Source organism: Stenotrophomonas sp. 63632_Sma (assembly GCF_056482875.1).
The window spans coordinates 2,434,174-2,454,895 of sequence record NZ_CM151220.1 but is presented as its reverse complement, the minus strand read 5'-3'; the positions used below and the strand labels follow the sequence as shown (position 1 = coordinate 2,454,895).

The following is a 20,722-nucleotide window of genomic DNA, read 5'->3' as shown; positions in this document are numbered from 1 at the left end:
AGGGCACGGCACTGCCGCTGTGGCAGTGCTGCACGCGAGGTGCGTGGGCGATCTGTGGCTGGGTGGAACGAAGCGCGGGGCGCGGATACTGCGGGGTGGATCAGATATCGTCGGCGAGGTCGTCGAGGTCCTGCAGGCCACCGCCGCGTGCCAGCACGCGCTCGTAGTTGCGGCGGCGACGCTGGTCGGTCTCGGTGGTGGTCTCGCCACGTTTCCAGTAGCCGGCCACGGCAACGTCGCTGCGTGGCAGGCCGACCGTTTCGATGAAGTGGCGGCGCAGGGCACGCATTTCCTCGCGCTCGCCGGCCGCCCAGACCGTGCTGCCGGGTTCCGGCCGCAGTTGGCGCGCCTGCTGCAGCAACGGCACGTCACCGGTGGCGAGGCGGAGCACGCGGACACCTTCAATGGCGGGCAGTTCGTCTACCGGGAATGCATCATCCGAGGCGATCCAGGCCTCTGCGCGCAGGTCGGCCGGCCACTGCTGCAGCAATGCAAACAGGGCAGGGATGGCGCTTGGGTCGGCGAACAGGAGGGCGCAGGTGCCCTCGCGCTGCGGTACCTGCAGATGGGGGCGCGGTCCGGTCAGATCGAAGGCATCACCGGGGCGCAGCGCACGTACCCAGGCCAGCATCGGCCCCGGCGCCTCGTGCAGCACTACGTCCAGGGTGAACTGGCGGGTGTTGGGATCGAGGCTGCGCACGGTGTAGATCCGTGACACATCGCCGAACGTGGCGCCGAGCTGGATGCGCACGGCGGTGTTGGCACGCTGCCAGGGCGCGAGTTCTGCATGTTCCGGCAGCTGGACCACGAGGCGCAGCAGGCTGGCGCACGGCTGTGCAACCGCGACCACCTGGACCTGCAGCGCCTGCAGGCCGCGATCATGGTCGGCGCCGCGCAGCGGCCCGGCCGGGGTGATTGAAGTGGGGGACGCGGACATCGACAACGATCCTGGACACTGCAAATGCGAATTAGTTACATCATAGTAAACTAAATTGATCGTGCCGCAACCGGGGCCTGTCCACGGACCGCAGCGACGCGTTGACCACGGCGTCGCTGCGGACCACCATGACGGCCCTTGCCCGCGCACCGCGCAGGAACCGTTACCGCATGGCTGCACCGAAAAAGACCGCTGCCCGTGGGCGACCGCCCACCATCACCCGCGAGCGCATCGCCGACGCCGGCATTGCCATGACGCTGCCGGGGCTGAGCTTCGTGGGCGTGGCGGCGGCGTTGGGGGTCAGCCACATCGCGCTGTACAAGCATGTGGCGAATCTGGCGGCACTGCGCGAGCTGGTGGCCGAGGCGATCTTCGAGCGTTGGCAGGCACCGGCACTGGATGCCGCTGGCCGGCGCAGCATCGAGGAGGATCTGCGTGCGTTCCAACGTTCACTGCGGACGCTGGTGGACGGGAATCCGGGCCTGGCGCCGTTCCTGGTCAGCCACGGCGCGAAGACACCGGAGATGCTGGCGCGCATCCAGCGCCACCATGCCGAATTCAGCCGCGTGCATGATCTGCCGCTCGAGCAGGCGGCGTGGCTGCTGTCGACCGTGGCCTATCACGCCGTGGCGTTGGCCGACACCGTGTACTCACGCCATGCGGTGGTGGATACCACGCGACGCCCGCTGGATCGGAAGGCGCAGGAGGCCGAGTTCGACCGCAGCATGGAAGCGTTGATCATCGGTGCATTGGCGATGTGCGGGCGCACGGCAGGCGCGACGTAACCGCCAATCCTGGTTGGCACCGTTGCCCCGGTAGTCGCCAACCTTGGTTGGCGCCGCGATACATCGTTGCCCACCAAGGTGGGCATCTACCGGTCACGCGGCGTCCTTGCGCTCCGCATCCTCCATGCCGGGGCTGACGCGGCGGCCGATGTCCTTCCGCGAGGTAACCGCCAATCCTGGTTGGCACCGTTGCCCCGGTAGTCGCCAACCTTGGTTGGCGCCGCGATGTGTCGGTGCCCACAAAGGTGGGCATCTACCGGTCAAGCGACATCCTTGCGCTCCGCATCTTCCATGCCCGGGCTGACGCGGCGGCCGATGTCCTTCCGCGAGGTAACCGCAAATCCTGGTTGGCACCGTTGCCCCGGTAGTCGCCAACCTTGGTTGGCGCCGCGATACATCGTTGCCCACCAAGGTGGGCATCTACCGGTCAAGCGGCGTCCTTGTGCTCCGCATCTTCCATGCCGGGGCTGACGCGGCGGCCGATGTCCTTCAACCGCGCCAGCTGATCCACCATCGACGGTGCATCATCCAGGCTGCCGACGAACGTCCACAGATAGGTCATCACTGCATACACATGGCCCGGGGTAACCCCATCGGTGGTGGCGAGACGGCCGATGGTGAGCGCGAACAGTACCGCTGCCGCTGCGCCAACGACCACGAAGGCACCCGCTTCGCGATCGGAGAGCAGGATGCGCAGCCGCGACAGCGTGGTGTAGTGGCGACGCAACACCGAGGGGCTGACCCGGTCAACCAGTCGGATTTCATGTTCCAGCCGGTTGTTCAGCCGCCCATGCAGCTGCTCGTTGCGGCGTGCGAACGACGGCATCAGCAACACTGCGCCAAGCAGCGCGATCAGGCTCGCTGCGCCCACCAGCGGTTCGATCACCAGCAGCATCACCGCCGCACCGAACATCGATACCAGCGCGGTGGCGATGATCGGCACGTGCTTCTCGAAGAAGTCGACGAACTCGCGGGCCAGCACCACGCGTGCGGCCGAGGTGGAGGTGGCGTGGCCCAGCCTGCGCTGTGCCTGTACCACATTCACCGCCAGGTCGGCATAGATGCGGGTGAAGGTACGGGTATCGACCGCACGGCGGGCGGCACCGACCAGCCAGAACAACAGCACCACGCCGGCGTAGGAGATGGCGTGGCCGATGTCGCCGCGGATGATCGCGTCCACCGCGAAGCCGGCAAACAGCGGATAGGCCAGCAGCAGCGCATTTTCCAGCGCCACCAGCGAAAAGGTGCCGGTGAGCTGCCACGGATAGGTTCGCAGGATGGCCTTGAGCGTGGCGGCCGCGTTCTGTTGGCCGATGCTGCCGGCGGCGGCCGCCGGATCGTGTGGGGGTTTCATGGGGATGCCTGGGTGGGTCGGAGTCAGGGCAGGGGACGGATGCCTGCCATCTCCCGGATCGCGCCCAGTATCTGCAGCCCTTTGGAGCGGGCATGGAGGATCGATGGAGATTGCGTGGAGAAGCCGGCGGCGTTCAGCGATGCAAATGCCCACCAAGGTGGGCCGCTACCAGGGCAGTGTCTACCGCCTCAACGGCGGGCATGCACCGGCCAGCGGATTTCGAAGGCACTGCCACCACGTTCGGTGGCCCGGCATAGCGCTGTTCCGTGATGGGCCACGGCAATCGCACGCACCACGGCCAGGCCAAGCCCGGAGCCACCACTCTGCCGCGAGCGGGAAACATCCGTGCGCTGGAAGGCTTCGAAGATGCTGTCGCGAAGGTCGTCCGGCACACCGGGGCCGCCATCTTCCACCGTGACGGTGCAATGGCCTTCGGCCAGCGTCACGTACACCCGCAGCGGGCAGGGAATGGCATGGCGACGCGCGTTCTCCAGCAGCGCCAGCACCGCCTGGCGGATGCGTGCAGGATCGCAATCCGCCAGCGACGGCCGTGCGTCCAGCGTTACCGAGAACCCGCTTTCGTTCAGTGCCTCGGACATGGCTTCCACCACCGCGGCCACCTGCACGCTGACATCGCTGCGCTGCAGGCGCAGATCCAGGTGGCCACTCTCGGCCAGGCTGACCACGCGCAGGTCCTCGATGATGCGGGTCAGGCCTTCCAGCTGGGTGAGCATGCTGTTGAACTGCTCCGGGCCCGGCTCGAACACGCCTTCGGCGATGCCCTGCAGGCGGCCGCGCAGGATGGTCATCGGCGTGCGCAGTTCATGCGCGATCGCCGCGTTCCAGAACACCCGGTTCTCGGACATCCGGCTCAGCCGTTCTGCCATGGAGTTGAAATCGCTGACCAGCGTGGCCGCTTCGGCCATCGTGGTATCACCACCGCGTGCACGCGCTTCCAGATCGCCACTGGCGACCCGGCGCAGGCTTTCGGCCACCGAGTTCAACGGCGTGATGATGCGCCGGGTCAGGCGCGAGGCGACCAGCGTGGCGAAGATGACGACCACGGTGGCGGTCAATCCGATCCACAGCCATTCCAGCCCGGACGGCATGATCGTTTCCGGCTCGTCGTACCAACGCGGGTAGAACACCTCCATCAGGTAGTAGAACAGGTAGAAGCCGCTGATCGACAGCACCGTCGAGCACAGCGAGGCGACCGTGATGGACAGCGTGATCTGGCGGCCGATGCTCTTGCCTTTGGGGTTCATCATTCAGTCCAGGAAGCGGTAGCCGACGCCGCGGATGGTGGCGGGAATGCCGATCACGCCGACATCCTCCAGCTTGCGCCGCAGTTTGCTGACATGGCTGTCGACGGTGCGTTCCTGCGCATCGCCTTCGGGCAGGCAGGCATGCAGGAGATCGGCCCGCGCATGCACCTGCCGTGGCGCACGCGCCATGTGCACCAGCAGCCGGAACTCGGTGAGGGTGAAGTTCAGCTCGTGCACCTGCTCGCCATGGCGCACGGTCACCTCGTGGCTGCGCAGGTCGATCTCGAAGGGCCCTTGGCGGATCAGTCCGTTGGGCGCTTCGACCAGGGGCCGGGAACTCCGGCGCAGCACGGCCTGGATGCGGGCGACGATCTCGGCCGGATTGAATGGCTTGGCCACGTAGTCGTCGGCGCCCACGCGCAGGCCGGTCAGCTTGTCCACGTCCTGGTCGAGCGCAGTGAGCATGATGACCGGGGTGTTGCCGATCCGTCGCAGTTCGCTCAGCACCTGCCAGCCATCCAGTTTTGGCATCTGCACATCCAGCAGCACCAGGTCCGGACGCAGTTGGCGGTGGCTGGCGAGTGCCGCCTCACCGTCGGCGGCGCGGGCGCTGCGCAGGCCGGAACGGGCCAGGTAAGCACTGAGGATGTCAGCGATTTCGCCCTCATCTTCGGCAATCAGCACCAAGGGTGCCTGTCGGGTACGGAGATCGTGTTTCATCGCGTGCTGCGGGTTCGGGGCAAGGGTGGGCAAGGGCGGGATCAGGGGCAGGGTCATCGTCGGCACTGCATGTCCTGCGCCTCTTCGTTGGCAGCCCAGGCCAGGGTGGCCAGCACCAGCGTGCGCTGCAGGCTGGGTTCCACTGCACCTGGGCCGCGCAGCTGCTGCAGCACCAGGGTGGACACCGCCGCCGGCAGCTTGCTCCAGCGCGATGCCATGGGGGTGGTGTTTACCCGGGCCTGCAGCCGCGAGGCCATGCCCAAGATGGCGCGCAGGCGCAGTGCCAGCAGGGCGACGACCACGAGAGTGGCTAGGGCGAGCAGCAGATGCAGGGTGACGTCGGCGACCGGGTGCGTTGCCGCCCAGACCGCCAGACCAATCAGCGCCAGTGACGCGAGAGCGCCGGAACGGCCGGTGCCACCGGGCCCATCGCTGCGGAACCCCACCAGGGCGGCGGCCCCGAAGCCCGCCAGCAGCGGGGGTAACGGATCCGGCGCGGCCAGCATCCAGCTGGTGGTCGATGCCAACACGACGGCGATCAACCACGGCGAAGGCGCACTCCACGCCAGGTAGGCACGGCGCACATCGATGGGTGGCAGGTCTGGATGGGAAAGGGACACGGCAGGCGGGCAGTCGGCGAGGCCGACGAGGCTAGCGACCGTTGATGGAGACTCGGTCGAGATTGTGTCGAGATTGCGTGGACGCAGGCTGCAGCATTCAGGCGCGGGGCTGGTGCCTGAACGGCTGCCGCGCCTCCATGCAATCTCCACAGTGGCTCCAAGAAACGTCCATCCGCGGCTTCCAGACTGCGGTTTCGGCGGTCGCATTGGGCGACTGCACGCAGCCGGGCGTTTCGATGAGCAACCGCAGGACCTGGATCATTGCCGCTACGGTGGCCACATTGGCCGCCGGCGCTGGATGGTGGGCGTTCGCCGGCGGCGATGATGCCGCGCTGATCACTGCGCCGGCAAGGGTGGCGGATCTGGAGAAGACCGTACAGGCGGTCGGCCGGGTCCATCCCAAGGAGCTGGTGGCGGTGGGTGCGCAGGTGTCCGGCCAGGTCAAGCGCCTGCATGTGGTGCTGGGCCAGCGCGTACAAGCCGGTGATCTGATCGCCGAGGTCGATTCGCAGCCGCAGCGCATCGCACTGCGCAGCGCCGAGGCGGCTACCAATACGCTGCGTGCCCAGCATGCCGCCAGCGAGGCTCGCTATGCGCAGGCCAGTCGCGCTTACCAGCGGCAGTCGCAGCTGGTGGCGTCGCGCCTGGTGTCACAGGAAGGTTTCGAAGCCGCACGCGTGGCACGCGATGCGGCACGCTCAGAGGTGGCCGCGCTGCAGGCGCAGATCGACCAGGCCGTGACCCAGGTCGAAACCGCACGGATCAACCTGGGCTATACCCGCATTGTGTCGCCCAGCGACGGCTACATCGTGGCCATCGTCACCAAGGCCGGGCAGACGTTGAACTCGATGCAGACCACGCCGACCATCGTGATGCTGGCGCAGATGGATACGATGACCGTGCGCGCCGAGATCGCCGAGGCCGACGTCGAGCTGGTGGCACCGGGGCAACCGTTGTGGTTCTCGACACTGGGGCCGAGCGGCCGCCGCTATGAATCCCACCTGCAGCAGCTGGAACCGGCGCCGTCCTCGATTGCCGACGTCGCCACCGGCAATGCGGGTGGCTCTGCGCAGACGCCGAAGGCGGTGTACTACGCCGGCCTGTTCGACGTGGCCAATCCCGGCCTGAAGCTGAAGCCCTCGATGACGGTGAAGGTGACCCTGCAGCTGGCACGGGTTGCCAACGCGCTGCAGGTGCCATTGACGGCGCTGACCGATTCGGATGGCAAGGACGGCAGCCGTGGAACCGTGCGCGTGCTCGACACCAAGGGCCGCGCCCAGGAACGTGCGGTGACGACCGGCCTGCGCACCGCCACCGCCGTGCAGATCCTGTCCGGCCTGCGCGAGGGTGAGAACGTGGTGGTCGGCCAGGCGCCCAGCGGCGGCGAATCCGAACCGACCAGCCTGCTGGGGATGTGAGCATGGCCGACGCACTGCTGGAACTGCATGGCGTATCGCGCGCCTATCGCTCCGCTGCCGGCGAGGTGGTGGTGCTGAAAGACGTTTCGCTGCGCATCGATGCCGGCGAGTTCATCGCCATCATCGGCCCCTCGGGCTCGGGCAAGTCCACGTTGATGAACATCCTTGGCTGCCTGGACCGGCCGACCGACGGCAGCTATCGGGTGAACGGCGAGGCCACCGAGCAGATGGCGCCGGACGCGCTGGCACGCCTGCGCCGCGAGCATTTCGGCTTCATCTTCCAGCGCTACAACCTGATGGAGAACCTGAGTGCCACCGAGAACGTGGCGCTGCCGGCAGTCTATGCCGGCGTGGAGGCGGACGTGCGCACTGCCCGTGCACGCACGCTGCTGGAAACGCTGGGGCTGGGCGAACGCATGGCGAACCGGCCGAGCCAGCTGTCCGGCGGCCAGCAGCAGCGCGTGTCCATTGCCCGTTCGCTGATGAACGGCGGCGCGATCGTGCTGGCCGATGAACCCACCGGCGCGCTCGATCACGCCAGTGGTCAGCAGGTGATGGCCGAGCTGAAGCGCCTGCATGCACAGGGCCACACGGTGATCCTGGTGACGCACGATGCAGCGATCGCCGCCAACGCGGCGCGGGTGATCGAGATCGCTGACGGCCGGGTGGTGGCCGACCGCGGCGAGCGGGGATCGCGTGCTGTGGCTGAAACTCCCGGGACCGAACGCGGCGCGTCGCCGGTCACCGAGCGCCGCGCACGCATGGACGCAGTTCGCGAAGCCGCGCGCATGGCCGTGCGCTCGATGCTGGCCCATCGCCTGCGCACGCTGCTGACCATGCTCGGCATCATCATCGGCGTAGCGGCCGTGGTGACTGTGGTTGCGCTGGGCAAGGGTGCACAGGCGCAGGTCGAATCACAGATCAACGAACTGGGCGCCAGTACGCTGGAGATCTTCCCGGGCTCGGATTTCGGTGACCCGCGCTCGGCGGAGATCGAGACGCTGGTGGTGGGCGATGCGCACCATCTTGCGGCATTGAGTTACGTGGACAGCGTAAGCCCGAACCTGAGCGGATCGGTGGCAGCGCTGCAGGGCAACCGGCGTGCCAACACCCAGGTGCTGGGCGTGGGGGCCGACATGCCCCGCGTGCGTGGGCTGCGGCTGAAGGCCGGCCGCTTCTTCACCGACGCCGAAGTCCATGCGCACCGTGCCGTGGGCGTGGTCGACCAGAAGGCCGCCAAAGCGCTGTTCAGCGACAGCCCGATTGGCAGCACGGTGCTGCTGGGCGGCATGCCGGTGGAGGTGATCGGTGTGGTCGGGGCCAATGCGTTCGCTGGCGTTGCAACCCCGACGGTCTACGTGCCGTATACCTCGGCGGCCTCGCGGCTGCTGGGCAGCGAGCGCCTGGAGAGCATCACGGTGCGTGTGCGCGACGACGTGCCCACCAACGCCGCCGAGGCCTCGCTGGGGGCCGAGCTGGAGCGGTTGCATGGCCGTCGTGACTTCTTCATCTACAACGCCGACCAGATCCGCAAGGCGGTGATGAAGTCCAGCCAGACCATGGCCGCGTTGGTTTCGGCGATTGCGGCGGTGGCGCTGGTGGTCGGCGGGGTGGGGGTGATGAACATCATGCTGGTCTCGGTGAAGGAGCGCGTGCGCGAGATCGGCGTGCGGCTGGCGGTGGGCGCGCGGCAGGGCGACATTCTGCGCCAGTTCCTGATCGAGGCCGTGCTGATCTGCCTGTTCGGTGGCGTGCTGGGGGTGCTGTTCGCATTCGGCGTGGGTGCGCTGTCCAGCCTGCTGTCGCTGGGTGTGCCGTTCCTGTTCACGGCGGGCCCGGTGCTTGCCGCGCTGGCGTGCTCGTCTGCGATCGGGCTTGGCTTCGGCTACTTCCCGGCGCGCAGCGCGGCACAACTGGACCCGATCCAGGCGCTGGCAGCGGAGTAGGCGCAGGCCCGGTGCGGGCATTTGTGGAGCCGAAGGCAACGGCAGGAGCCGTTGCCTTTGGCTCCACAGGTGCAGCCTCAGTATGAGGGACGCGGATGCGTGCGCACGCGTGCACGCTCGCGATACAGGCGGCTGTCGGCGCGCTGCAGGGTGTCGGCCACCGTCTCGCCGGGTGCATGGTGGGTCGCGCCCAGCGAGAAGGGCGTGGGTGACTGCCCGGCATGCTGCGCATACCACTGCTCCAGCGCGGCCAGCCGTCCCGGTTCCGGTGCAGTCAGCACCACCATGAACTCGTCGCCACCCATACGCACTACGCTTTCCATTGACCCCAGTGGAGCGCGCAGGAAGGCGGCGAACTCGACCAGCACCGTGTCACCCCGTGCATGGCCCTGGGTGTCGTTGATCTGCTTGAAATGATCCAGATCGAACATCAGGCAGGCCCAAGGCTGGTCGATCAGTTCGTCCAGGCGGGGCAGGAAGCGGCGGTTGTAGCTCTGGGTGAGGGGATCCTTGAAGGACATCTCGCGCAACTGCTGTTCCTGCATCCGCAGTGCGGTGACGTCCTGCGCATGGCCGAGCACGTAGGGTGGGGTGGCCTCGTTGTCGAGCACGTTGTGATACGCCCAGAAATGCCGGGTACCATCGGCGGCGATCAGCTCGATGACGCCGGCATCGGTGTGGTTGACTGCGATGCGTTCCAGATACGCCTTGAAGGCGGCGCGTTTCTCCGGCGGCATCAGGTCACACAGGCTGCGCCCGATCATGTAGCTCTCATCGAAGCCCAGTGACTGCACGGCCGCTGGGTTCACCGAGGTCAGCACGCCCTCCAGCGTGTGGGTGCAGATCAGGCCAAGGCTGTAGTGGAACAACCGCCGGTAGCGGGTTTCGCTGGCTTCCAGTGCATCCAGCGCGGCGCGCTCCTCGGTGATGTCCTGTATGGCCCCGACCAGCCGCGGCCGGCCATCGACCTGCTGCCGGCCTCCAACCACGCGGGTCCAGATGGCTCGTCCGTCGGCGGTGGTCATCGGCAGCTGCACCTCCCACGACGTGCCTTCATCGATGCAACGCTGCACCGCCGTGCGGATGATGTTTCGGCTGTCCTCGCGATAGAACGAGAGCGCAGTTTCGAGCGTCGGTTCGAAGTTGCTGCGCACGCCGTGGATCTGCTTGGTTTCGCGGGTCCAGCGGACCTCGTTGCTGACCAGGTCCATTTCCCAGCCACCCACCCGGGCCGCGCGGTTCGTGCGCTCCAGGAAGTCCTCGCTGCGCTTCAGCTCACGATGCAGGGCCTTGGCCTGGCCGACCTGGGCCATCAGCGTGCTGCGCTGCTCCAGCACCTGGGTGGTGACCCGGGCCAGATGCACCATCAATTCGCGCTGCGAGGGAGACAGAACGCCCGGCATCGGGTCGAGCAGGCACAACGTTCCAATGCGAGCGCCGTGCGCCGAGCCCAGCGAGATGCCGGCGTAGTGGCGGATGCGCGGGCCGCCGGTCACCAGCGGGTTGGTGGAGAATCGCGGATCCTGGCGCGCGTCCGGAACTTCGAACAGCTCATCCTGTTGGATCGCATGCGTGCAGAAAGAAATCTCGCGTGCGGTCTCGCTGACACCTTCCAGCCCGATGTTGGCCTTGAACCACTGGCGCTCGTCGGCAACAACTGAAATCAGAGCCATGGTCATGCCGGTAGCGGCACGCGCGGCGGCGACGATCGCATCGAAAACGGGCTCTGGCGGTGTATCGAGCAGATGCAGGCGGTCGAGTTCAAGCAGTCGTTCGGCTTCGTCCATGGCGCGTTTCAAGGCTGGGGGGCGAGGGCGGCTTCGGCGGCTGTCATGCACCACGCTAGTGCGTAGCGCGTTATGTATCGCCACGACGGGGTGACGCCGACGTGACGCGTCCCGGTCAGGGGTTGCGGGGCCCGCGCGAGGGGCGCACCGAAACGTGACGGTGGTCGCGAACATGCCAACGCCAGGGAAAGTCCACCGCACGGGTGATGCCGATGCGGGGCCCGACCACCGGATCCTCGGGGGGAGGCACGCCATCGCAGGCAATGACAATGCCGTGGCTGCCGGTCACCAGGTCTGCGCCATCGAAGCCGCGGTCCAGCCCGAAGGCCTGCGAGAGCTTGCCGGGGCCGCTGGCCAGATCATGGTCACGTCGGGCCGCCGGGCGCAGTTCGCGCATTCGTTCCAGCCCCGCCATCGGCTCGGCGGCCCGCAGCAGGACGGCGACGCCCTCGCCGATTTCGCCGCAGACCACGTTGCTGCCCCAGTGCATGCCGTAGGTGAAGTAGACATACAGATGGCCGGCCTCACCGAACATGCTGGCGGTGCGTGGCGTCTGCCCGCGATAGGAGTGCGCGGCCGGATCGATGCTGCCGGCATAGGCCTCGACCTCGACGATGCGCGCCGCGCGACCATCGTTGCGTACCAGCAGCTTGTTGAGCAGCTCGGGCGCAACGTCGGTCGAAGGGCGCTGGTAGAAGCGGCGCGGAAGGATCTGCAGTGAAGCGGGCAACCAGTCCGGCACGGTAGTGGCAGGCTCGGGTGAAAGACGGTGGCACTGTGGCATCGGTCAGGTGAAACGGGCGCAGACGCAGCATCATTCCGGCGCAGGCGGCGCGGCCAGTGCCGCGCGCCGCGCGGCATAGACTTCGGGCGTCTGGGGCTTGATGAACAGTGCAACCAGTTCCGGATACTCCCGCTTCACCGCCGTTTCGATGCGGGTGATGCAGGCTTCAATCTGCGGGGTCCGCCGATCGTCCTCGAACTCGGCACTGAGCATCGCCACGACCTGTTCCGGCCCCATCTGCATGGTGGTCACGCCGTTCGCGCGACGCAGGTCCGGATCGGTTTCGGCCACCGCCATGATTCGCTCGGCCACCGCGGGGTGGGCAGGCTCTCCGACCAGCAGGCCCTTGGTCTCACGCGCCAGAAGGAAGGCGGTTGCGGCCAGCACGCCGGCGATGCACAGTGATGCAACGCCATCAAGCACCGGCATTTCCAGCAGCTGGGCGGCCAGCAGCCCGATCAGCGCGAAGCCCAGGCCCAGAAGGGCGGCACTGTCCTCCAGCAACACGGTGAAGGTGGACGGGTCCTTGCTGCGGCGGAATGCTTCGAAGTAGCCGAGTTTGCCCTTGGTACGCCGGAATTCCCGCAGCGCTACCCACCAGGAAGCACCCTCGAACAGGATGGAAATGCCCAGCACGCTGTAGCTCAGCGCGTGGTTGCTGGCCGGTTCCGGCCGACGGATGTGCTGGATGCCCTCGTAGGCCGAGACGCCGGCACCAGCCGCGAACACCAGCAGGGCGACGATGAAGCTCCAGAAGTACAGCTCGCGGCCATAGCCGAAGGGATGTACCGGGTCAGGGGCCTTGCCTGCACGACGCAGGCCGTACAGCAGCAGTACCTCATTGAGGGTGTCGACCAGTGAATGCACGCCCTCGCTGAGCATGGCCGAGCTGCCGGAGATGCCGGCAGCAATGAACTTTGCGATGGCAATGGCCAGGTTGCCCGCGAGGGCGGCGTAGATGACCAGACGGGAACCGGTGGGGGCAGACATCAAGGCAAGGGGGAGGGCAGGTGGATGCCTGATCTTGCGGACGGGCATGTCCCCGAGATGTGCACGTGTCCGATGTGCCGGGGCCGGGCAGGCGCCCAACTGCCGCTGCGATCAAGCCGGTTAGGAGGCAGGATTGCAGACGCCAGGCCCTACGCTGGGGTCAGTCCTCGTGGCCAACCGTGTTCGAAGCGACGTTGACTATTCTCCGTAACCTGAAGAGACTTCGATGAATCACAAATTTTCCTGGTCCGCCCTCCTCAGTCTGTTGCTCTGCGCCAGCGTCGCGCGGATCTCCAACACCCTCCTGCTCGCTGCGGGTGGCAAATTTTTCGTAGCGGCAAGCGCAGTCCCGATCGCAAGCTGGGGACGCCCTGGATACGGGCTGCTGATCGTCATCGGGTTCCTCGCGCTGGCGACCTGGTACTTCGGCGAGCGCGCGAAGGCCGTGCATAAGGCTCTGCCCGCCCGTTTCTTCATCTGATACCACCGTTTTTGCCCGGGGTGCCGGCCAGCGGCCGGCACTACCGTTCAATCCGCCATCACACGACCAATCGCATCGGCCAGCAGCGCCCGCACCCGCTCCGGCGGCAGGTCCGGATCGCGCACGGCGCGCATGGCCAGACCTTCCACCAGCAGCCGCAGCAGCAGGGTGCGGCCTGCAATCTGCTCCTCGTCCACGATCCGGCCCTGATCGGCATCGCGCTGGCGCAACCAGGCATGGATCGCGGCACTGGTCTGCTTGTCATGGGTACGCAGCACCTCGGCCAGCATCGGGTCGCGATGCGCCTCGGCATTGATCTCTGCATACAGGGCCACGCTGGCGATGGCATTGCCGTGGATCGGCAGCACTTCGCCGCGCGCCCATTGCTGGTAGCACTCCAGCAGCCCATCAATCAGATCGGACGCCACCGGCATCTCGCTGATCGAGGCCTGGTCGTGGCGCAGCTGGCGCTCGATCAGGGCCAGGATCAGGGCGCGCTTGTTGGCGAAATAGCGGTACATCAGCCCCTGGCTGATCTCGGCCTCGGCAGCGATATCGCCGATCGAACCGGCATGGAAACCACGGGTGATGAAGCACTTCTGGGCGGCGTCGAGGATGCGCCGGCGCTGGGCTTCGGCATGGGCTTCGGCATGGGCGGCGGCAGGGGCGTCAGCGGGTGCGGCTAGGGCGGTTTTCGGCGTCATTGCATGAAGTCGGGGCGTCCAGAGGCGGGATAGTACGTCACAAAAGGTGTGAATGAACGGTCATTCATTTGTAATTCCCGCCTCCCAGACTGCGCCGGCCTTCTCCTTCCGCGAATGAGTCCGATGCGCCACGCCCTGCTGCACCGCCCGCTGCTCACCCTCGCCATTGCCGCCGCACTGCCGGCGCTGGCCCATGCCGAAGACAGTCCCAGCGCCGACGCCGAGGCATCCGCCGATGCCGCGCGCACCGTGGTCGCCCTTGACCAGGTGATGGTGACTGCGCAGAAACGCGCCACCAACCTGCAGGAGACCCCGATCTCGGTATCGGTGGTCGATGCCGAAGCGCTGAAGGACCGCAGCGCGATTTCGCTGGGCAACTTGTCCGATGGCTCCATCCCATCACTGCGGGTCACGCCGTTCGCTACCCGTAGTTCTGCGCTGAACATCGGCATCCGTGGCATCGGTGCCTCCGGCGACGCCAACCAACCGGCCCGCGATGCCGGCGTCGGCATCTACGTCGACGGGGTGTTCATGGGCCGCGCGCAGGGCCTGGGCAGCATGCTCTACGACGTGGAGCGCATCGAAGTGCTGAAGGGGCCGCAGGGCACGCTGTTCGGCCGCAATACCGAAGGCGGCGCGGTGAGCATCGTCACCAAGGCGCCGACCGGCGAGTTTGGCGGCAACGTCAGCGCGGGCGTGTCCAACTTCAGCGGCTACAACAGTGCGCTGCACCTGGATCTGCCCAAGGTGGGCGATGTCAGCTTCAAGATCGACGCCGTGCAGGCCAAGCGTGGCGGCACCACAGACAATCCGATGCGCGGCGAGCGTGACTTCAACAGTTACGACAAGCGCGGCGCCCGCCTGAGTGCGCTGTGGCAGCCGAGCGATGACTTCTCTTTGTTGTACGCGTTCGATCGCTCCTATGATGCCACCACGCCATATCACACTCAGGTGCTGGTGCCAGGCGCCTACCTCAGCCCCCTGCAGAAGGCCGGCGCCAGCCAGGATCGCCGCGACAGCGCCATCCTGGGCGGGCCGCAGGAAGACAACATCGGACGGACCAGTGGCCATCTGTTGAACCTGTCGTGGACGCTGAACGACAACCTGGAGTTGAAGTCGATCAGTTCCTACCGTGAACTCACCCAGGGCCAGTTCGACATGGGCCTGGTCGATGCGATTTCGGCCTATGGTGGCGCCGGTACGCCCTTCGGGCGTTACAGCCTGGCCCAGGTCTACCAGCACCAGTACAGCCAGGAATTCCAGCTCATCGGCAACACCTCGCAGGTGCAGTTCCTCGGTGGCGCGTTCTACTACCACGAGACCGCTGGTGACAATGCGCAGACCCCGAACATGCTGGTCTGGGGGCCGGGTGGCAACAGCTACACCGTGAATCCGGCGACCAACCCGCTGGATCTCTCGCGGGTACGCATCGATCGCGCCAGCAAGGCCTGGACCGACAGCCTGGGCGTCTTCGGCCAGGCCACGTGGACCCCGGAAGCGATGCAGCGGCTGCACCTGACAGCGGGTGGCCGCTATACCCGCGATGACAAGAAGGGCAGCCTGTACATCGTCAATGGTGCGGCGACCAACCTTGCGTTCAAGGATCGCTGGAGCCGTTTCGACCCGATGGTCAATATCGCCTACGACCTCGGCGAGCACGCGATGGTCTATGCCAAGTACAGCACCGGCTTCAAGGCCGGCGGTGCCAACTCGCGCTCGACCAACTACAGCGCGTTCGGTCCTGAAGAAGTGACGGCCTATGAGCTGGGCTTCAAATCGCAGTTCTGGGACAACCGCGCGCGCCTGAACCTGGCGGTGTTCGATTCGACCATCGCGCACAAGCAGATGGACTTCTCGCTGCCGTTCGACCCGAACAGCGGCGAAACCCGCACCACCATGGTCACGACGAATGCATTGAGCGATGGCAAGTCGCGCGGCGCGGAGCTGGAGTTCAACGTGATGCCGGTAGACAACCTCACCCTCGGCCTCAACTACGCCTATACGAAGATCGACGCGCAGACCGCGTCGGACCCGTTCGGTGCAGGGGTGCAGGTAACGGTCCAGCCGCTGCTGGCGCCGAAGAACGCCGGCAGCCTGTCGGTCGACTACCTGGTGCCGTTCGCGAACTTCTCGGCACTGAAGTTCCATGTGGACGGCAACTGGTCCGATGGCTACTACACCAGCGAGTACGACCAGATGCTGACCGACAGCTCGTTCGTGGTGAACGCACGGGTGGCGCTGGTGGATGTGCCGGTCAACAGCACTGGCACCACCATGTCGTTCTCGTTGTGGGCACGCAACCTGCTGGATGAGCAGCACCTGTTCTACAAGATCAACAGCGCGGCGCTGGGCCAGAGCGGCATCTTCAACGATCCGCGTACCTTCGGCCTGGAAATGGCCGTCAACTTCTGATTCGAACGGAGAATTCCATGAAGCACCGCTCTACCGAACTTGTCCTGGCCGTGATGCTCAGCCTGCCGATGGCCGCGACGGCTGTTGCCGCTGATGCGCCGCAGGCCGCCGCCGCGAAGCCGACGGCCGTTGCGAACGTGAAGCCCGTCGCTGCCGATGCGCAGCGCGTGATCCCGCTGCAGGGCGCCTGGAACGTGCGTACCTTCGCCGGCCTGCAGGGCCGCCACGGTCCGATTCCGGCCGATGCGTTCGTGCGCACCGCAGACCTCGGCCGCCTCACCGATGCCGACCGTGATGACCTGGCCGCGGCCGGCGTGAAGCTGGATATCGACCTGCGTACCGCCGATGAAGAGGCGCAGTCGCCGGACCTGCTGGCCAAGGATGATCGCTTTGCCTACCAGCGCATTTCGCTGATGGGCACCGAGAAGATGGACCTGCAGAAGATGATGACCAGCTTCCCGGATACGCTGGGCGAGGCCTATGTGCAATGGCTGGGGCACAGCCAGCCGCAGTTCAAGCAGGTGTTCCAGCGCATTGCCGCGCAGCAGGACGGTGCCGTGCTGTTCCATTGCACGGCCGGCAAGGACCGCACCGGCATCATCGCTGGCCTGCTGCTGGACCTGGCGGGTGTGCCGAAGGCAGAGATCGTGCACAACTACGCGATCTCCGCGCACTATCTGGAAGGGCAGCCGAAGGACAGTGCGATGAACGCGCAGATCATGGCGCTGATCAAGCAGAACCCCGAGATCGCCCGCAAGATGGCTGGCATGTCCGGTACCGCACCGGACAACATGGAGCAGTTCCTGGCGGCGTTGCACAGCCAGTATGGTGGTGCGGAAGGGTACCTGAAGTCGATCGGAGTGAGCGAGCAGGAGATCCAGCAGTTGAAGGTACGGCTGGGGCAGGCTGGCTGAAGACTGCCAGGCTGAAGGCAGGTGCCGGACAGCCCGGCACCTGCCGTGCGTCATCACGGCTGCGGCGGCGCTACCAGGATGGCGGCATCCAGTACCGGGAATGTCTGCGGTGCCTGGCCGGACGATGCGACCAGGCGGATCTCCAGCGTGGTCGTTCCCCCATCGGCGGCATTCAGTGCCTGCAGGGCCCCCAGTTTCTGCGGCAGCGGCACCGCGAACGTGGTTGGGTGGCTGTGATCCATCCCGGCCATGGTCGGCCCGAAGAACGATACGGTGCCGGCGTAGTACGGACTGTCGGCCGCCACGGAGGCGGTGCCCGCCGGTGCGTTGATCAGCACGTCGAACTCGCGCGTATTGTTCAAGCCGCGTGGTCGCTCCAGGGTCACTTCGGCAATCAACTGGCGCGGGCCCGATGTGGTCAGGTGCGCGCGCACCGCCTCATTGGGGACAGCCACGCGGACGGCGCCATCGGAGCGTGTGCCGCGCACCAGCCGCACCGCGCCGGCAGCTGCTGGCAGCGTGACCGCCTCCAGCATGTCGTTGCGGCGCGCGTAGACGTAGTCGTAGTCGAAGGCCCTGGTGGAGAAGAACGCACTGGCCGGACGCTCGCCAACGGGCTTGCCCTGTGCATCGACGAAGAAGCGGAACGGTTCGTTCATGAACTGGCGCCGCTGGTCGACATTGACGGGCATGATCGGCTTGCCGCGGGATTGCTGCAGCTGGTTCCACACATCCCACAGGCGGTCCATGTTGGCGTGGTGCAGGTAGAAGATCGGATCGAGTGGTGACAGGAAGTTGGTCATGTTGCCGTAGGGGCCGGGATCGACCGCGCCGACGCCACCGATGCAGTTGTGCACCTTGTTGTGCGGGAATCCTTCCAGTACCGAGAATTTCGTGGCGCCGTCTGGCTGCACCACATGCGAGGCGGTGCGTGAGCTGGTGAAGCTGCGGCTGACATCGTCGTTGTAGAACTCGACCGGCGACAGCCCCGCGTGGATGGTGTCGGGAGACACGGCCGAAGCGGTCTTTGCATCGAAGCCGGGATTCTCGCGCCAGAGGTAGCGGGCGCCGCAGGTGATCGCATAGGCCGCATTGCCCGAGATGCCGGTCTTTTCCGCGACGCTGTAGCCGGTCACATCGTTCCAGACATCGTCTGCAGTGAGGTAGCCGCGGAACTTGAGCTGGCCGCGTTGGCCTGCATCCAGGGTGTCCCAGTAGCGCTGCAACGCCGGGCGCATGAACCGGGTGAAGACCGCCAGGTTGCGCGTATACGGCGCGTAGGCGCTGTCAGTGGGCGTCAATACGCCGTCGAACATCGCCGGGGGAATCCGTGGCAGCTCGGTCCAGTCCCAGTAGGGCATGGCGAACTGCGGATCACCGCTGAGCGTGCGGATGGTCTGTTCGAAGTAGCCGACATAGCCACGGTGCCAGACGTAGAACCACCAGTTGCCGTGCGGGCAGTCCATCAGGTGCACGAAGGCGTTGCGGAACCAGTTGCGTGGATCGTCTGCCGGCAATGCCAGCATGGCCTTGATGCCGCGTGCATAGCTGGCCAGCATGCGCTGGCCTTCGGGGCTGGTGACGTTGTAGCGGTGGTAGCGTGCCTGTGCGGCCTTGCCGGCCGGCTCAGCACCGCTGGCCCAGGCCCCGGGTGCTACCAGTGACGCCAATGAAGCGCTGGCGGTGGTGGCAAGAAAATCACGACGTGTGTAGCGCATAGCCTTCCCCCTGGTGATTGGTTGAACCGCGTTGGGTTACAAATCACTGGCAGGACCGGCGGCAGCGTGGCGGCCGGCCCGACGGGGACATCCAGCCCCGCCGCTTCCACCGGCAGGTGCAACGATGGCAGGGGTGGAAGCGGCGGTAGTATAGGCATGGCAAACAGAGCTGATCTGCGAAGCAGGCCACAGTCGCAGGCGCGTACACATCTGCCCGGCTGAAGCTGTTCACCGTCGTCGTTGCGACGTTGTCGATCAGCCAGGCATGGCCTGGCTCTACTGGTCGGGTTTCACCCTTGCCACCCGTTTCCGGTACTCGTACACGTTGTCACCGCGTATGCGCTTTTCCTCGGTGCCGGTGACCCGGCCCACCTGCTGGTCTGAACCGGTCACGGGCTGCGCCTCGATCTCGGTCTCGTGCTCGAAGGAATGCGATTTGTCGGTGTTGCGGTAATAGCGGTACAACGCCCAGTACAGCGCGGTTGCGCCGGCCGGACCTGCCGCCAACAGCCAGAGGCCACTGTCGTCGCTCATGTCGATGCCACCAGGAAGGCAATTGCGAGGGCTTCAATGACGGTGCCGGTGGCAAGGGCCGCCAGCAGCATCTTCCATTGCTGCACGGGCACGCTGCCCATGGTTTCGCCGGTACGGCCGTTCACCGCGATGTAGTGCAGCATGCCGCCGTTCTTGCCAGGCTGATGGTACGAGTACAGCCAGACCGGCAGGTACATCGACACCCAGCGGGTGCCATGCACCTCCAGCTGTTCCTGCTCCCAGCGCACGCCGCGGTTGTAGCGCTTCACCGAGCCTTCCACCTGTGCGCGGGCAATCGACAGCAGCTGGTCTTCCAGCCGCGGCCGCAGCTTTTCCACATCCAGGTTGCGCTTCTCCGAAGTGAAGCCGGCCAGGTAGGAGGCGTTCCATTTCACCGCGTTCTTGGTATCGAACGGCAGGATGGTGTTGATGATGTTGTTGGTGTTGGCGCGGGTATCCAGGTTGCCGCGCTCGGCCGAGGATTCCAGCGGAAGATCGTCGACGGTGAAATCGACCTGGCGTTCGACCTGGTAGACATCGGCGTCGTAGAGGGTGCGCTTGTTCTTCTCGCTGCCGACCGTGTACTCACGGGTCTTGATCTCGCCTTTGCCGGCCACCGCAGCGCTGACATTGCTGTCGACGATCATGTAGGGCAGGAACACGCCCACCACGTTTTCAGGGGTGAACTGGTCCTTGAACGCCTTCAGCGCGAACATCCGGCGCTTGTCGACGAACTGGCGGATGCGCGCGACCGCATCGTCCTTCTTGATGTGGAAGGGCAGCACCGCATCGGGTACCGCGCCATTGGCAATCTGCTCGTTGACGCCGAAGACGTGGCGGCACCAGTGGCAGCGCGCCGTCATCGTGCTTTCGGTGTTGACCGTGACTTCTGCGCCACAGCCCGTGCACTTGAAGGTCATCAACGCCGAGGTGTCGGCATCGATGTCGCGTGCGCCGGAGGCGATGACGGTGCCGCGCAGCTGGTCGATGGCCTCGCCCAGCCCGAACTCCTCCTCGACGCGTGCGCCATGCCATTCGTGACGGCAGTACAGGCAGACGAGGATGTCGGTACCGGCCTTGGGCCGGATGTCGGTGGCGCCGCATTTGGGGCAGCGGTTGAGGCCGTCCTTCAGCTCGCTGGCCGAAGTATCGATGGCCACAGGATCGGGCGCTTCCACTTCATCGCGGATGGCCTGTGGCAGCTTCGAGGTGTCCAGCGGGAAGCTGCCGGGCAGGGGAGGGACGTCCTGCGGCGAACCGGGCCCATCCAACGACGCCGCCGGCAAGGGCGGCGGCGTCGCGGGCGCGGATCCGGGCAGCGGCGGTGGGCCGTTTCGGGGATCGGACATGTTC

18 protein-coding genes are annotated in these 20,722 nt (G+C 66.2%); 6 read left to right on the top strand and 12 right to left on the bottom strand.

Features of this window, described 5'->3' with window-relative positions; all coding sequences use genetic code 11:
* Nucleotides 1-100 precede the first annotated feature (100 nt).
* Nucleotides 101-937, bottom strand: coding sequence for a siderophore-interacting protein (locus tag ACZK45_RS11430; RefSeq protein ID WP_012511171.1), 837 nt, complete (start codon nucleotides 935-937; stop codon nucleotides 101-103).
* A 170-nt stretch (nucleotides 938-1,107) separates the two neighbouring features.
* On the opposite strand from ACZK45_RS11430, the gene ACZK45_RS11425 reads away from it, so the two are divergent.
* Nucleotides 1,108-1,722: a TetR/AcrR family transcriptional regulator gene (locus tag ACZK45_RS11425; RefSeq protein ID WP_478444665.1), complete on the top strand. Its 615-nt coding sequence runs from the start codon at nucleotides 1,108-1,110 to the stop codon at nucleotides 1,720-1,722.
* A 427-nt stretch (nucleotides 1,723-2,149) separates the two neighbouring features.
* Here the strand turns inward: ACZK45_RS11425 and ACZK45_RS11420 are convergent, their stop codons facing one another.
* The 4 genes from ACZK45_RS11420 to ACZK45_RS11405 form a co-directional block, all read right to left on the bottom strand.
* The gene (locus ACZK45_RS11420; RefSeq protein WP_006369083.1) at nucleotides 2,150-3,076 is read right to left on the bottom strand and encodes an ABC transporter six-transmembrane domain-containing protein; all 927 of its coding nucleotides are present in this window, start codon (nucleotides 3,074-3,076) and stop codon (nucleotides 2,150-2,152) included.
* A gap of 188 nt (nucleotides 3,077-3,264) precedes the next feature.
* Nucleotides 3,265-4,341: an ATP-binding protein gene (locus tag ACZK45_RS11415; protein WP_253143205.1), complete on the bottom strand. Its 1,077-nt coding sequence runs from the start codon at nucleotides 4,339-4,341 to the stop codon at nucleotides 3,265-3,267.
* A gap of 3 nt (nucleotides 4,342-4,344) precedes the next feature.
* Nucleotides 4,345-5,061: a response regulator gene (locus ACZK45_RS11410; RefSeq protein ID WP_164162198.1), complete on the bottom strand. Its 717-nt coding sequence runs from the start codon at nucleotides 5,059-5,061 to the stop codon at nucleotides 4,345-4,347.
* A 53-nt stretch (nucleotides 5,062-5,114) separates the two neighbouring features.
* Nucleotides 5,115-5,681 carry a hypothetical protein gene (locus tag ACZK45_RS11405; protein WP_478444664.1) on the bottom strand — a complete coding sequence of 189 codons (567 nt, stop codon included), beginning with the start codon at nucleotides 5,679-5,681 and terminating at the stop codon, nucleotides 5,115-5,117.
* Between the two features lie 236 nt (nucleotides 5,682-5,917).
* Between ACZK45_RS11405 and ACZK45_RS11400 the strand changes: the two genes are divergently transcribed.
* Nucleotides 5,918-7,099 carry an efflux RND transporter periplasmic adaptor subunit gene (locus ACZK45_RS11400; RefSeq protein ID WP_197615911.1) on the top strand — a complete coding sequence of 394 codons (1,182 nt, stop codon included), beginning with the start codon at nucleotides 5,918-5,920 and terminating at the stop codon, nucleotides 7,097-7,099.
* Between the two features lie 2 nt (nucleotides 7,100-7,101).
* Nucleotides 7,102-9,045 carry a MacB family efflux pump subunit gene (locus tag ACZK45_RS11395; protein ID WP_478444663.1) on the top strand — a complete coding sequence of 648 codons (1,944 nt, stop codon included), beginning with the start codon at nucleotides 7,102-7,104 and terminating at the stop codon, nucleotides 9,043-9,045.
* Nucleotides 9,046-9,122: 77 nt separating this feature from the next.
* Here the strand turns inward: ACZK45_RS11395 and ACZK45_RS11390 are convergent, their stop codons facing one another.
* From ACZK45_RS11390 to ACZK45_RS11380, 3 genes are all read right to left on the bottom strand, one after another.
* The gene (locus ACZK45_RS11390; protein ID WP_478444662.1) at nucleotides 9,123-10,832 is read right to left on the bottom strand and encodes a sensor domain-containing diguanylate cyclase; all 1,710 of its coding nucleotides are present in this window, start codon (nucleotides 10,830-10,832) and stop codon (nucleotides 9,123-9,125) included.
* Between the two features lie 115 nt (nucleotides 10,833-10,947).
* Nucleotides 10,948-11,574, bottom strand: a complete 627-nt coding sequence (locus ACZK45_RS11385) for a DNA-3-methyladenine glycosylase (protein ID WP_478444661.1) — start codon at nucleotides 11,572-11,574, stop codon at nucleotides 10,948-10,950.
* 72 nt (nucleotides 11,575-11,646) lie between these two features.
* Nucleotides 11,647-12,606 carry a cation diffusion facilitator family transporter gene (locus ACZK45_RS11380; protein ID WP_478444660.1) on the bottom strand — a complete coding sequence of 320 codons (960 nt, stop codon included), beginning with the start codon at nucleotides 12,604-12,606 and terminating at the stop codon, nucleotides 11,647-11,649.
* Between the two features lie 226 nt (nucleotides 12,607-12,832).
* Between ACZK45_RS11380 and ACZK45_RS11375 the strand changes: the two genes are divergently transcribed.
* Nucleotides 12,833-13,087 (top strand): hypothetical protein, encoded by a 255-nt coding sequence (locus ACZK45_RS11375; RefSeq protein WP_125894805.1) that lies wholly within the window; start codon nucleotides 12,833-12,835, stop codon nucleotides 13,085-13,087.
* 47 nt (nucleotides 13,088-13,134) lie between these two features.
* Here the strand turns inward: ACZK45_RS11375 and ACZK45_RS11370 are convergent, their stop codons facing one another.
* Complete coding sequence (locus ACZK45_RS11370; protein ID WP_478444659.1) at nucleotides 13,135-13,791, bottom strand: TetR/AcrR family transcriptional regulator; 657 nt, start codon at nucleotides 13,789-13,791, stop codon at nucleotides 13,135-13,137.
* Between the two features lie 123 nt (nucleotides 13,792-13,914).
* On the opposite strand from ACZK45_RS11370, the gene ACZK45_RS11365 reads away from it, so the two are divergent.
* Together ACZK45_RS11365 and ACZK45_RS11360 are read left to right on the top strand one after the other, a co-directional pair.
* Nucleotides 13,915-16,203, top strand: a complete 2,289-nt coding sequence (locus ACZK45_RS11365; protein ID WP_185749967.1) for a TonB-dependent receptor — start codon at nucleotides 13,915-13,917, stop codon at nucleotides 16,201-16,203.
* 17 nt (nucleotides 16,204-16,220) lie between these two features.
* Nucleotides 16,221-17,117: a tyrosine-protein phosphatase gene (locus ACZK45_RS11360; protein WP_125894799.1), complete on the top strand. Its 897-nt coding sequence runs from the start codon at nucleotides 16,221-16,223 to the stop codon at nucleotides 17,115-17,117.
* Between the two features lie 53 nt (nucleotides 17,118-17,170).
* Here ACZK45_RS11360 and ACZK45_RS11355 read toward each other — a convergent pair whose 3' ends face one another.
* The 3 genes from ACZK45_RS11355 to ACZK45_RS11345 form a co-directional block, all read right to left on the bottom strand.
* Nucleotides 17,171-18,835, bottom strand: coding sequence for a tyrosinase family protein (locus ACZK45_RS11355; protein WP_478444658.1), 1,665 nt, complete (start codon nucleotides 18,833-18,835; stop codon nucleotides 17,171-17,173).
* Nucleotides 18,836-19,111: 276 nt separating this feature from the next.
* Nucleotides 19,112-19,369, bottom strand: a complete 258-nt coding sequence (locus ACZK45_RS11350; protein WP_032127215.1) for a hypothetical protein — start codon at nucleotides 19,367-19,369, stop codon at nucleotides 19,112-19,114.
* On the bottom strand, nucleotides 19,366-20,718 hold the full coding sequence (locus ACZK45_RS11345) for a membrane protein (protein WP_049461047.1): 1,353 nt from the start codon (nucleotides 20,716-20,718) through the stop codon (nucleotides 19,366-19,368). Before ACZK45_RS11345 ends, ACZK45_RS11350 begins: the two co-directional genes overlap by 4 nt.
* Nucleotides 20,719-20,722: the final 4 nt, after the last annotated feature.

Coding starts and splice junctions, on each gene's coding strand:
- ACZK45_RS11430 (WP_012511171.1), bottom strand. CDS start 937: ATGTCCGCGTCCCCCACTTCAATCACCCCGGCCGGGCCGCTGCGCGGC.
- ACZK45_RS11425 (WP_478444665.1), top strand. CDS start 1,108: ATGGCTGCACCGAAAAAGACCGCTGCCCGTGGGCGACCGCCCACCATC.
- ACZK45_RS11420 (WP_006369083.1), bottom strand. CDS start 3,076: ATGAAACCCCCACACGATCCGGCGGCCGCCGCCGGCAGCATCGGCCAA.
- ACZK45_RS11415 (WP_253143205.1), bottom strand. CDS start 4,341: ATGAACCCCAAAGGCAAGAGCATCGGCCGCCAGATCACGCTGTCCATC.
- ACZK45_RS11410 (WP_164162198.1), bottom strand. CDS start 5,061: ATGAAACACGATCTCCGTACCCGACAGGCACCCTTGGTGCTGATTGCC.
- ACZK45_RS11400 (WP_197615911.1), top strand. CDS start 5,918: ATGAGCAACCGCAGGACCTGGATCATTGCCGCTACGGTGGCCACATTG.
- ACZK45_RS11395 (WP_478444663.1), top strand. CDS start 7,102: ATGGCCGACGCACTGCTGGAACTGCATGGCGTATCGCGCGCCTATCGC.
- ACZK45_RS11390 (WP_478444662.1), bottom strand. CDS start 10,832: ATGGACGAAGCCGAACGACTGCTTGAACTCGACCGCCTGCATCTGCTC.
- ACZK45_RS11380 (WP_478444660.1), bottom strand. CDS start 12,606: ATGTCTGCCCCCACCGGTTCCCGTCTGGTCATCTACGCCGCCCTCGCG.
- ACZK45_RS11375 (WP_125894805.1), top strand. CDS start 12,833: ATGAATCACAAATTTTCCTGGTCCGCCCTCCTCAGTCTGTTGCTCTGC.
- ACZK45_RS11370 (WP_478444659.1), bottom strand. CDS start 13,791: ATGACGCCGAAAACCGCCCTAGCCGCACCCGCTGACGCCCCTGCCGCC.
- ACZK45_RS11365 (WP_185749967.1), top strand. CDS start 13,915: ATGCGCCACGCCCTGCTGCACCGCCCGCTGCTCACCCTCGCCATTGCC.
- ACZK45_RS11360 (WP_125894799.1), top strand. CDS start 16,221: ATGAAGCACCGCTCTACCGAACTTGTCCTGGCCGTGATGCTCAGCCTG.
- ACZK45_RS11355 (WP_478444658.1), bottom strand. CDS start 18,835: ATGCGCTACACACGTCGTGATTTTCTTGCCACCACCGCCAGCGCTTCA.
- ACZK45_RS11350 (WP_032127215.1), bottom strand. CDS start 19,369: ATGAGCGACGACAGTGGCCTCTGGCTGTTGGCGGCAGGTCCGGCCGGC.
- ACZK45_RS11345 (WP_049461047.1), bottom strand. CDS start 20,718: ATGTCCGATCCCCGAAACGGCCCACCGCCGCTGCCCGGATCCGCGCCC.